Source organism: Rodentibacter sp. (assembly GCF_057314195.1).
Genome location: NZ_DBHLAM010000037.1, coordinates 1 through 11,940 on the forward strand (window position 1 = coordinate 1; position 11,940 = coordinate 11,940).

The 11,940-nt window shown below is 43.5% G+C and carries 10 protein-coding genes; 8 read left to right on the forward strand and 2 right to left on the reverse strand.

Translation table 11 applies throughout. The features are described 5' to 3' along the window. Together ACO59Y_RS05490 and focA are read right to left on the reverse strand one after the other, a co-directional pair. Window positions 1–1,384, reverse strand: a 1,384-nt coding sequence (locus ACO59Y_RS05490) for a pyruvate formate lyase family protein (protein WP_486131357.1), incomplete at its 3' end; no start/stop codon positions are given. Window positions 1,385–1,431: 47 nt separating this feature from the next. Continuing rightward, window positions 1,432–2,283: a formate transporter FocA gene (gene focA / locus ACO59Y_RS05495; RefSeq protein ID WP_486131359.1), complete on the reverse strand. Its 852-nt coding sequence runs from the start codon at window positions 2,281–2,283 to the stop codon at window positions 1,432–1,434. A 342-nt stretch (window positions 2,284–2,625) separates the two neighbouring features. Here focA and frr point away from each other — a divergent pair, with 342 nt between their 5' ends. The 8 genes from frr to lpxD all read left to right on the forward strand — a co-directional run bounded on the left by frr (window position 2,626) and on the right by lpxD (window position 11,572). After that, on the forward strand, window positions 2,626–3,183 hold the full coding sequence (gene frr, locus ACO59Y_RS05500) for a ribosome recycling factor (protein ID WP_373603731.1): 558 nt from the start codon (window positions 2,626–2,628) through the stop codon (window positions 3,181–3,183). A gap of 101 nt (window positions 3,184–3,284) precedes the next feature. Continuing rightward, on the forward strand, window positions 3,285–4,502 hold the full coding sequence (ispC, locus tag ACO59Y_RS05505; RefSeq protein WP_486131361.1) for a 1-deoxy-D-xylulose-5-phosphate reductoisomerase: 1,218 nt from the start codon (window positions 3,285–3,287) through the stop codon (window positions 4,500–4,502). Window positions 4,503–4,509: 7 nt separating this feature from the next. Next, window positions 4,510–5,229: a polyprenyl diphosphate synthase gene (uppS, locus tag ACO59Y_RS05510; protein ID WP_486131363.1), complete on the forward strand. Its 720-nt coding sequence runs from the start codon at window positions 4,510–4,512 to the stop codon at window positions 5,227–5,229. 11 nt (window positions 5,230–5,240) lie between these two features. Next, a complete protein-coding gene (locus ACO59Y_RS05515; protein ID WP_486131365.1) occupies window positions 5,241–6,107 on the forward strand; it encodes a phosphatidate cytidylyltransferase in 867 nt (288 codons plus the stop codon). Window positions 6,108–6,116: 9 nt separating this feature from the next. Continuing rightward, window positions 6,117–7,445, forward strand: coding sequence for a sigma E protease regulator RseP (rseP, locus tag ACO59Y_RS05520; protein WP_486131367.1), 1,329 nt, complete (start codon window positions 6,117–6,119; stop codon window positions 7,443–7,445). A gap of 26 nt (window positions 7,446–7,471) precedes the next feature. Continuing rightward, entirely contained in the window at window positions 7,472–9,844 is a 2,373-nt protein-coding gene (gene bamA, locus ACO59Y_RS05525) for an outer membrane protein assembly factor BamA (RefSeq protein WP_486131369.1), read from the forward strand. A gap of 96 nt (window positions 9,845–9,940) precedes the next feature. Then, window positions 9,941–10,534 (forward strand): OmpH/Skp family outer membrane protein, encoded by a 594-nt coding sequence (locus ACO59Y_RS05530; RefSeq protein ID WP_486131371.1) that lies wholly within the window; start codon window positions 9,941–9,943, stop codon window positions 10,532–10,534. A 12-nt stretch (window positions 10,535–10,546) separates the two neighbouring features. Continuing rightward, window positions 10,547–11,572, forward strand: a complete 1,026-nt coding sequence (lpxD, locus tag ACO59Y_RS05535; protein ID WP_486131373.1) for a UDP-3-O-(3-hydroxymyristoyl)glucosamine N-acyltransferase — start codon at window positions 10,547–10,549, stop codon at window positions 11,570–11,572. Window positions 11,573–11,940 lie beyond the last annotated feature (368 nt).

The window sequence follows — 11,940 nt, forward strand, 5'->3', positions numbered from 1 at the left end:
TCGGACCAACTTGCATACCTAATTTTTCATCGATACCGCCGTTGATTGCGTATAACAAGGTTTTCGCTAAGTTTGCACGCGCACCGAAGAATTGCATTTGTTTACCCACCACCATTGGGGATACACAACATGCGATTGCGTAGTCATCGTTATTGAAGTCCGGACGCATTAAGTCATCGTTTTCATACTGAACAGATGAGGTATCAATAGACACTTTCGCACAGAAACGTTTGAAGTTTTCCGGTAATTGTTCGGACCAAAGAATGGTTAAGTTTGGTTCCGGAGAAGTTCCCATGTTGTAAAGGGTGTGTAAGATACGGAAGGTATTTTTGGTCACCAATGTACGGCCATCTAAGCCCATACCTGCGATGGTTTCGGTTGCCCACATTGGATCGCCGGAGAATAATTGATCGTATTCAGGAGTACGTAAGAAACGAACCATACGTAATTTCATGACTAAGTGGTCAACTAATTCTTGCGCTTCTGTTTCAGTGATTTTGCCCGCTTTTAAATCACGTTCGATATAAATATCGATGAAGGTTGCAGTACGACCGAAGGACATTGCCGCACCGTTTTGCGATTTGATTGCCGCCAAATAAGCGAAGTACATCCATTGAATGGCTTCTTGTGCGTTAGTTGCAGGATTGGAAATATCGTAACCGTAGCTTGCTGCCATTTGTTTCATTTGGCCTAGCGCGCGGTGTTGTTCTGCGATTTCTTCACGCAAGCGAATCGTTGCTTCTAAATCTACACCGTTTTCAAGGTTTTCTTGCAATGATGAGAATTGCGCATATTTATCTTTCATTAAGAAATCCACACCGTAAAGGGCAACGCGACGATAGTCGCCGATGATACGGCCACGGCCGTACGCATCAGGCAAACCGGTTAACACGCCGGATTTACGGCAACGTAAAATATCCGGCGTATAAACATCAAACACGCCTTGGTTATGGGTTTTACGATATTCGGTGAAGATTTTTTTCACTTCAGGATCAAGCTCACGACCGTAAACTTTACATGATCCTTCCACCATTTTAATACCGCCGAATGGCATAATGGCACGTTTTAAAGGCGCATCAGTTTGAAGACCTACGATTTTTTCTAAATCTTTATTGATATAACCAGGAGCATGAGAAGTAATGGTTGATGGCGTATGTTCATCAAAATCTAACGGCGCATGAGTGCGGTTTTCGACTTTAATACCTTCCATTACAGTTTCCCAAAGTTTGGTCGTCGCTTCGGTAGGTCCGGCTAAGAAAGAATCGTCACCTTCATAAGGAGTATAGTTTTTTTGAATAAAGTCACGAACATTGACATTTTCCTGCCAATCACCAGCGGTAAAACCGGCCCATGCTACTTTTTGCGCTTCATTAAGTTCTGACATAGTCATTTCCTTTGTTAATTAATAAAAATAAATTTTCAATTCGTTAGCTAATGTGATTTAGTCAAGTAACGTTGAAATAAACCGACGCAAATCGCGCCTCCGACTATATTTCCTAACGTTACCGGGATTAAATTCTTGGTAATAAAATGATAGACATCTAAATCGCTATATTGAGCCGCTTCAATGCCTAATTGCTGCCAAAATTCGGGGCTACTGTAATGTGCCGTAATAATTCCCATTGGAATCATAAACATATTCGCTACACAGTGTTCAAAACCAGACGCAACAAACAAACCAATCGGCATAATCATAATAAAGGCCTTGTCCGTTACGGTTTTACCGCTATAGGATAACCAAACCGCCAAGCACACCATAATGTTACACAAGATACCAAGATTAAATGCTTCAAACCAAGTATGGTGAATTTTATGTTGAGCTGTCGCTAAAATTGTTAAGCCCCACTGGCCATTTGCCGCTATAGTCTGACCACCAAACCAAATCAGCACCGCAATAATTAAACCACCTGCAAAATTACCGAAATAAACCATAATCCAGTTACGAATCATTTGCCACGTGGTAATCTTCCCACCCACGCGAGCGACAAAAGTCAGCGTAGATGAAGTAAACAACTCTGCTCCGAGCAATACAACCATAATTACTCCGATGGAAAACACTAAGCCACCGACTAATTTGGTCAATCCCCATGGTGCACCGGCCGACGCGGTTTGAGTTGTGGTGTAAAAAACAAATGCGAGCGCAATGCAAGCGCCGGCGCTGATACCGGACATAAAAGAAAGAAACGGACGTTTTTTCGCTTTGTAGACTGCCGCACTTTCTGCGAAGTCGGTTACTTCGACTGGAGTTAATGCTATGGTCGAAGAATGTTTAACATCTGACATAGAACACCTCCATATGATTCTTTAGTAATTTATAGTTATAGCCGGCGGTATTCTACTCTCTTAACTAGTCTTTGCAAGAAATGCCCAATTCTATTTAAACAAAATTTGATATTTTACAGGTTTTGTTAAATATCAATGGATTGGCCATTAAATCCCCAAAGTAGGCTATAAATTTCCGTTGAATTTAATGTCTATTCGAATTAGCACCCAAACATTATATTTGCGATTAGCGTTTCTCAGTTTTCGTTGGTAAGTTATAAACAAAACAATTCAAAAATCGCTAAAAATCCAGTAGAATCGTTCGCGTTTTATTTTTAGCCAGATAATAGAAAGGACAGCGTAATGATTAATGAAATTCGACAAGATGCCGAACAGCGTATGGAAAAAAGCCTTGAAGCATTAAAAGGACATATCGCTAAAATTCGTACCGGCCGTGCCCAGCCAAGTTTGCTGGATGCGATTCAAGTGGACTATTACGGTTCGGCGACACCGCTTCGTCAGTTAGCCAACGTAGTTGCCGAAGATGCGCGTACATTGGCGGTAACTGTGTTCGATCGTTCCTTGATTCAAGCGGTGGAAAAAGCAATTTTAACCTCTGACTTAGGTTTAAATCCGTCTTCCGCCGGCACAACAATTCGTGTTCCGCTACCGCCGTTAACGGAAGAACGTCGCCGTGATTTAATTAAAATCGTAAAAGGTGAAGGCGAACAGGGTAAAGTGGCGATTCGTAATGTGCGCCGCGATGCAAACGATAAAATCAAAGCGTTGTTAAAAGACAAAGAAATCAGCGAAAACGATCAACACAAGGCAGAAGACATTATTCAAAAATTAACCGACCAATACATCAAAAAAGTCGATGAAATTTTGGCGGATAAAGAAAAAGAATTGATGGATTTTTAATTTTCAGAACCGATGATTGGGGCAGATCCTAGGTCAATTAATCGACCCTAGCGTCTGCCCTTGTTCTATTTTCCTATTTACAATAGTGCGGTCAAGATTTTATGCAAAAACAAAATATTGTGATTTTAGGGGCAACCGGCTCAATCGGGCAAAGCACATTGTCCGTCATCGAACACAATCCGGATAAGTATCGGGCGTTTGCGCTGGTCGGTGGAAAAAATGCGGAGGCCATGCTGGAAAAATGCATAAAATTTCGACCGCACTTTGCTGCATTGAATGACGAAACGGCGGCGAAAAAATTACGCGAAAAACTCACCGCACTGAGCTGTCCAACGGAAGTATTAAGCGGAGAGCAAGCCATTTGTGAATTAGCCGCTCATCCTGAAGCCGATCAAGTGATGGCAGCGATTGTAGGCGCGGCAGGGCTGCTTCCAACCTTATCCGCCGTGAAAGCCGGCAAGCGTGTTTTATTAGCAAATAAAGAAGCGCTGGTAACTTGCGGTCAAATTTTTATTGACGCGGTGAAACGGCACGGCGCGCAATTATTGCCGGTGGATAGCGAACATAATGCAATTTTCCAATCTTTGCCGCCGCAGGCACAACAAAAAATCGGTTTTTGTCCGTTACAAGAACTCGGCATCAGTAAAATCGTGCTGACCGGTTCAGGCGGGCCTTTTCGTTACACGCCGCTTGCCAAATTTGATACGATTACGCCGGAACAAGCCGTAGCGCATCCGAATTGGTCTATGGGTAAGAAAATTTCGGTAGATTCCGCCACGATGATGAACAAAGGGCTGGAATACATTGAAGCCCGTTGGCTGTTTAATGCGGCCGCTGATGAAATGGAAGTGATCATTCACCCGCAATCCATTATTCATTCTATGGTGCGTTATATCGACGGCAGCGTTATCGCGCAAATGGGCAACCCGGATATGCGCACGCCGATTGCCGAAACTATGGCTTATCCGAACCGCACGCTTGCCGGCGTCGAACCTTTGGATTTCTTTAAAATCAAAGAGCTGACATTTATTGAGCCGGATTTTAACCGCTACCCGAATTTAAAACTCGCGATAGAGGCTTTTGCCGCCGGGCAATATGCCACCACGGCGATGAATGCGGCGAATGAAATAGCAGTTGGAGCCTTTCTAGAGCACCGCATTGGATTCACCGAGATCGCGCGCATCAATCAAAATGTCGTAGAAAAAATGCCAAGTTCGACGATTTCAAGCATCGATGATGTACTGGCAGTCGATGCGCAGGCACGCACAATTGCCGAACAGTTGATCGCAGGCCGTTTGAAATGCGGTCAAAATTTATAACGTTTTTATGATAGAACTCGACAAGAATAACATCCCCGAACACGTCGCCATTATTATGGACGGCAACGGGCGCTGGGCAAAACAGCAAAATAAATTGCGCATTTTCGGCCACACAAACGGCGTCGGCGCAGTGCGTCGCGCAGTCAGCTATGCGCGACAAATCGGCGTAAAAGTATTGACACTTTATGCCTTTAGCAGCGAAAACTGGAATCGCCCCGAGCAGGAAGTCAGCGCCTTAATGACACTGTTTATGCAGGCGCTTGATCGGGAAGTGAAAAAATTACACAAAAATAATATTCGCTTAAAAATTATCGGCGACACCTCGCGTTTTAGTGCAAAGTTACAGGAAAAAATCGCCAAGGCTGAAATGCTCACTGAAAATAGCACCGCATTGACGCTCAATATTGCCGCCAATTACGGTGGACGTTGGGACATCGTACAAGCGACACAGCAGTTGGCGGAAAAAGTGAAAAACCATGAAATGGTGCCGGAAGAGATTACCGAGCAGACTTTCCAGCAGCATTTGGTGACACAGCATCAACCGCCGGTAGATCTGCTGATTCGTACCAGCGGGGAACAGCGCATTAGCAACTTTTTATTGTGGCAAATCGCCTATGCGGAATTGTGTTTTTTGGATGTGTTATGGCCGGACTTCGGCGAAAAAGATTTTAATCGGGCGGTTGCCAGCTATCAACAACGTCATCGTCGCTTTGGCGGGACAGAGTAAGTGGAGAAATTATGCTTAAAGAACGTGTGTTATCGGCGATTGTGCTGATTGCTTTAGTCCTATGCGCTTTATTTTTATTTACCCCTTTCTACTTTGCCTTGGCATTGGGCTTGGTCGCAACATTAGGGATGTGGGAATGGACGCAATTCGCCCGATTTAAACAGCCTTTAGTGCGTTTTTGTCTGGCGGCCTTCTTGGGTTCATTTGTGTTCCTGTGGCTTTATACGGAAGGAAATTATCTTGATGCCGGTCGCGTATTTGAAAATTATTTGCCACTTTTATTAATTAATTCCGTTGCTTGGTGGGGACTTGCGCTATTGCTAGTGATAACTTATCCCCTTTCTGCAAAATTCTGGAGCAAAAATAAACCGCTGCAACTTTTGTTTGCGTTTTCGACATTAATTCCTTTTATTGCAGCGGTGCTCCGTTTACGTTTGGAACGTTACACGCAAGATGCACATCACGGCTTGTTTTTATTGCTTTACGTGTTCGTCCTTGTATGGGCGGCGGATTCCGGTGCATATTTTGCAGGTCGCGCGTTCGGTAAACACAAATTGGCGCCGAAAGTCTCTCCGGGAAAAACTTGGGAAGGCGTGTTGGGCGGTTTGCTTACAGCAGTATTCCTGGCTTTTATTTTTCTGCATTTTTCCGGCGAAACCTTATTAGGCGAACGCAACATGAGCGGTTTCATCGTGCTTTCTGTGGCGACCGTGGCGATTTCCGTATTGGGCGATTTAACGGAGAGTATGTTTAAGCGCGAAGCAGGCATTAAAGACAGCAGCCAGTTAATTCCCGGTCATGGTGGAATTTTGGACCGCATTGACAGCTTAACTGCTGCGGTACCGTTCTTTACATACTTTTATTTCTTTTTATTGTAAGGATTGTCAATGTCGTTTTTGTGGTCTCTCGGTTCATTTCTGATTACGATTTCGGTATTAGTGGCAATTCACGAATACGGTCACTTTTGGGCAGCGCGCAAGTGCGGTGTTAAAGTGTTGCGTTTTTCCATCGGTTTCGGCAGGGTAATTTGGCACCGCATTGACAAGCAAGGCACCGAGTTCGCCTTGTCGCTCATCCCGTTGGGTGGTTATGTGAAGATGCTTGACGGACGTGCTGAGGAGGTGCCCGTTGAACTAAAATCGCAAGCCTTTGACCAAAAAACCGTGCGACAACGCGCCTTTATTATTGCCGCAGGGCCTTTGGCTAATTTTCTATTTGCAATTGCGGCCTACTGGGTGATTTATTCCATCGGTATTCCGACGATCAAACCGGTAATTGAAAATGTCACACCGAATTCTATTGCCGCTCAAGCTCGTATCGAACCAAATTCGCAAGTTATCGCAATTGATGGCGAAAATACGTCAGATTGGGAAACCATTAATATGCTGTTGGCGGCAAAATTAGGAGATAAGCAGGTTGAAATTTCGGTTTCACCTTTGGGTTCGGGCGTCACGCAAGAAAAACAACTCAATTTATCCGGCTGGAAATTTGATCCGGAAAAAGAAACGGCGTTTGAATCTTTAGGAATGAATCCCGTGCGCGCCAAAGTAGATATGACGTTATCCAAAGTAGTCGATAATTCGCCAGCGCAACAAGCAGGATTAATGGTAGGCGATAAAATTTTAATGGATAATTTAAGCGCATTTTCATGGCAAGACTTTGTCAAACAGGTCGAACAAGGACAAGCGTTTAAAATCAAAATTGAACGTGACGGGCAAATTTTTGACAAAACGTTACAGCCTGAGCAAAAAGAAGATCGTTGGTTTGTCGGCGTAAGTCCAACTTTTTTAAATGTGGGCGAACAGTATCGAACCGAATTAAAATATGGTATTCTTGGCGCCCTATCTAAGGGCGTAGAAAAAACCGCACAATTATCTTGGTTAACTATAAAAGTTATCGGTAAATTATTTAGTGGCGATATTTCTTTAACCAATTTGAGCGGCCCGATTTCTATCGCCAAAGGCGCGGGAGTGTCATCCGGTATCGGATTCGTCTATTTTTTAAATTTTATGGCATTAATCAGCGTCAATCTAGGTATTATGAATTTATTTCCGTTGCCGGTATTAGATGGCGGTCATCTGGTTTTCTTGGCGGCGGAAGGCATCAAAGGAACCCCCGTTTCCGAACGGGTACAAAATTTAAGTTATCGCGTTGGTGCGGTGCTACTATTAACTCTTATGGTATTCGCGCTCTTCAATGATTTCTTACGTTTATAAATTTTAATTGTAATAGGATACAGTCGATGAAAAAACGTCTAATCGCAAGTTTATTATTTGGTACGACAACAAGTGTGTTTGCTGCGTCTTTCGTCGCAAAAGATGTTCGGGTAGATGGCGTTCAAGGCGATTTGGAACAACAAATTCATACAAGTTTGCCCGTTCGTTCCGGCCAACGTGTTACCGATAATGATATGGCGAATATTGTTCGTTCTCTATTCGTAAGTGGTCGTTTTGACGACGTTAAAGCTTATCAAGATGGCGATGTGTTAGTAGTGAGCGTAATTGCTAAACCAATTATTTCCGAAGTGCAGATTAAAGGTAATTCTTTAATTCCAACGGATGCGTTAAAACAAAACTTGGACGCGAACGGTTTCAAATCCGGCGATGTACTGAATCGTGCCAAATTGGATGAGTTTGTGAAGGGAGTGCGAGAACACTACAAAAGCGTAGGTCGTTACAATGCCAAAGTGGAGGCCATCGTTAATACTTTGCCAAACAATCGCGCGGAAATTACTCTTCAAATCGATGAAGATGACACGGCTAAATTGCAATCTGTTACGTTTCATGGTAACCAAAACGTTTCTGCCAGCACTCTGCAAGAACAAATGGAATTACAACCGGATGCATGGTGGAAATTGTGGGGCAATAAATTTGACGGCACACAATTTGAAAAAGATTTGCAAACTATTCAGGCATACTATCAAAATCACGGCTATGCAAAAGCACGTGTAACACATAGTGATGTTAAGTTAAATGATAAGCAAACTAAAGCGGATGTCACCATTGACATTGATGAAGGCGAAAAATACGACTTAACCGGCGCCCGTATTGTGGGTAACTTAGGTGGAATGGCGGAAGAGTTACAGCCCTTATTAAACGAACTACACTTAAACGAAACCTTTAATCGGGCGGAAGTGAACGAGGTTGAGAACGCAATTAAAGCCAAATTAGGCGAACGCGGTTATGGCAGTGCAGCGGTGAGCACCGCACCAACTTTTGATGAAGCAAACAAAACCGTTGCAGTAACTTATGTTGTAGATGCAGGACGTCGTTTAACCGTGCGTCAGGTGAAATTTGAAGGCAACACCGTTTCGGCGGATAGCACATTACGCCAAGAAATGCGCCAGCAGGAAGGAGCTTGGTATAACTCTCAATTGGTCGAATTAGGTAAAATTCGCTTAGATAGAACCGGTTTCTTTGAGGAAGTCGAAAGTCGCGCAGAACCGATTGAAGGCGTTAACGACGCAATTGATGTAGTCTATAAAGTAAAAGAACGCAATACCGGTAGCATCAACTTCGGTGTGGGTTACGGTACGGAAAGCGGTATCAGTTATCAGGCTAGCATAAAACAAGATAATTTCTTAGGTACGGGTGCAGCGCTCGGTTTAGCCGGTTCGCGCAACGACTATGGCACAATAATCAATCTCGGTTATACCGAACCGTATTTCACGAAAGACGGGGTAAGTTTAGGTGGCAACCTCTTCTATGAAACCTACGACAATTCAAACAGCGACAGTTCTTCGACTTATAAACGAACAACTTATGGCGGTAACGTGACATTGGGCTTCCCGGTCAATGAAAATAACTCCTACTATGTGGGATTGGGCTATACTTATAATAAAATCAGCCGCTTTAGAGAAGAATATAATCGTCGTTTATATTTAACATCGATGGGAATTGATGCCGATGCGAGATCGTTTAAATCTAATGACTTTGATTTCTCATTCGGTTGGAACTATAACAGCCTCAATCGCGGCTACTTCCCGACTAAAGGGATTAAAGCAGGAATCGGTGCGCACGTTACGACTCCGGGTTCAGATAATAAATACTATAAGTTAAATGCGGATATCCAAGGTTATTATCCTCTTGATCGCGAACACCGTTGGGTTGTTTCCGGTAAAGCCGGCTTAGGTTACGCAAATGGATTCGGCGGTAAACGTTTACCGTTCTATCAAAACTATACTGCAGGCGGCATCGGCTCATTACGCGGTTTTGCAAACGGTGCGGTAGGACCGCAAGCAATTTATTGGGATCCGAACAATAATGCTTGGGTGCCCAATACCGATGTAATCGGCGGTAATGCGATAGCCACCGCCGGGGCGGAATTAATCGTGCCTACACCGTTTGTTGCGGATAAAAGTCAAAATTCGGTGCGAACTTCATTCTTTGTAGATGCAGCGAGCGTTTGGAACACCAAATGGAAAGAGCAAGATAAAGCGCGTTTCCCGAATTTACCCGACTATAGTAAAGCCAACCGCATTCGAGCCTCTGCAGGCGTGGGCTTGCAATGGCAGTCACCAATCGGGCCATTGGTTTTCTCTTACGCAAAACCAATTAAAAAATATCAAGATGACGAAATCGAGCAGTTTCAATTCAGTATCGGCGGTTCGTTCTAGCAAAGTCTGATATTATTCGATAAAATCTAGCGCTAGTGCGCTACTTTCAGTAGCGTGCTGGCATCCTAAAACTACTTTAAACACAAGGAAACTTCAATGAAAAACGTTTTAAAAATTACAGCACTTTCTTTAAGTCTTGCTCTTGCTTCCGGCTTTGCTGCAGCAGATGAGAACATCGCCTTCATTAATGCAGGTTATTTATTCCAAAACCATCCTGACCGTCAAGCGATTGCGGATCAATTAGATGCAGAATTAAAACCAACCGTTGACCAATTAACGGCAAGCAAAAAAGATATCGACGGAAAAATAGTGGAAGCGCGGAAAAAAGTTGAAGCTAAAGTCGCCGAATTACAAAAAGATGCCCCTCGTTTACGTCAAGCCGAAATTCAAAAACGTGAAGAAGAAATCAATAAATTAGGTGCGAGCGAAGATGCGGAAATTACTAAATTAATGCAAGAGCATGATAAAAAAGTGCAAGAATTCCAAGCCGAAAGCGACAAACGTCAAACTGAAGCGCGTGCTAAATTGTTAGAAAGCATCCAAGTAGCGACCAACAATTTAGCCAAAGCTAAAGGTTATACTTACGTGCTTGATGCAAACTCGGTGGTATTTGCTGTGGACGGCAAAGATATTACCGAAGAAGTATTGAAATCTATTCCGGCAACAGTAAAAGCACAAGAGAAAAAATAATAGGTTCTCGTTATGCAAAAATCCTATTCTTTACAAGAATTGGCTAATCAAATCGGCGCTACCGTTCGCGGTAACGCCGATGTCGTTATTGCAAATATCGCGCCTCTTGATAAAGCGCAATCCAATCAACTCACGTTCATTTCCAACGCTAAATTTCGTCCTTTATTAAAAGATTCGCAAGCCGGTATTTTGGTAGTGACTGAAGCCGATGTTGAATTTTGCGCACCGGAAAGTAACTTACTGATTGTTAAAGATCCTTATGTGGCTTATGCGATGTTAGCACAATATATGGATAGTACACCGAAGGCGGCACAAGGCATCGCACCAAGTGCGGTTATTTCTGACAGCGCATCTTTGGGTAAAAACGTATCCATTGGCGCCAATGCGGTGCTCGAAGAGGGAGTCGTATTAGGCGATAATGTGATTATTGGCGCCAATTGCTTTATCGGTAAAAACAGCAAAATTGGTGCCGGTACCCAACTTTGGGCGAATGTAACGGTTTATCACGATGTAGAAATCGGTTCGAATTGTTTAATTCAATCCGGTGCAGTAATTGGCAGCGATGGTTTCGGCTATGCCAACGATCGCGGGCGCTGGATTAAAATTCCGCAAGTGGGGCAGGTAATTATCGGTAATAATGTGGAAATCGGCGCTTGTACCTGTATCGATCGGGGAGCGTTGGATGCGACGGTAATTGAAGACAACGTAATTATCGACAATCTTTGTCAAATCGCCCATAACGTACATATCGGTACCGGCACGGCGGTGGCCGGCGGCGTAATTATGGCGGGCAGCTTGACTGTTGGTCGTTATTGTTTAATTGGTGGCGCCAGCGTGATTAACGGGCATATGGAAATCTGCGACAAAGTCACCGTAACCGGTATGGGCATGGTGATGCGTCCGATTACTGAACCGGGCGTTTACTCTTCCGGTATTCCACTGCAAACCAACAAAGAATGGCGCAAGACCGCGGCATTAACTTTGGGCATTGATGGTATTAATAAACGCTTAAAAGCTCTTGAGAAAAAAATCGGTTAAGCGCACGCTTAACACCTACAGCCTTTTACTCTGCATCCCAAAAGTTGAACCGTAAAATCAACCCATTAAGGTGCAGATTTTTATGGGCTAAGATTATTCAATCAAATTTATACATCACATCATCAAGCCTATCTTAGACGCATATTTGGGGTATGTGGTCTAAAAAAGCTCAAGAAACTAAACAAGCATAAGCCAGATAGAAAAAGAGACATCGTCAACGCGTTAATAAAAAGGACAGGTTGGTTTATTCCGACATTGATAAATGAGAGCGGACAATATATGGCTGTATTTGTTGCTATAACAAGAAACGCATTTAATTCGAATGAAAAAATTTGAGCTCTGAATAATACAGAGCTCAATATTTAAGG

What these genes read in the sequence shown, in the direction of transcription:
- focA (WP_486131359.1), bottom strand. Translation starts at nt 2,283, where the DNA reads ATGTCAGATGTTAAACATTCTTCGACCATAGCATTAACTCCAGTCGAA.
- frr (WP_373603731.1), top strand. Translation starts at nt 2,626, where the DNA reads ATGATTAATGAAATTCGACAAGATGCCGAACAGCGTATGGAAAAAAGC.
- ispC (WP_486131361.1), top strand. Translation starts at nt 3,285, where the DNA reads ATGCAAAAACAAAATATTGTGATTTTAGGGGCAACCGGCTCAATCGGG.
- uppS (WP_486131363.1), top strand. Translation starts at nt 4,510, where the DNA reads ATGATAGAACTCGACAAGAATAACATCCCCGAACACGTCGCCATTATT.
- ACO59Y_RS05515 (WP_486131365.1), top strand. Translation starts at nt 5,241, where the DNA reads ATGCTTAAAGAACGTGTGTTATCGGCGATTGTGCTGATTGCTTTAGTC.
- rseP (WP_486131367.1), top strand. Translation starts at nt 6,117, where the DNA reads ATGTCGTTTTTGTGGTCTCTCGGTTCATTTCTGATTACGATTTCGGTA.
- bamA (WP_486131369.1), top strand. Translation starts at nt 7,472, where the DNA reads ATGAAAAAACGTCTAATCGCAAGTTTATTATTTGGTACGACAACAAGT.
- ACO59Y_RS05530 (WP_486131371.1), top strand. Translation starts at nt 9,941, where the DNA reads ATGAAAAACGTTTTAAAAATTACAGCACTTTCTTTAAGTCTTGCTCTT.
- lpxD (WP_486131373.1), top strand. Translation starts at nt 10,547, where the DNA reads ATGCAAAAATCCTATTCTTTACAAGAATTGGCTAATCAAATCGGCGCT.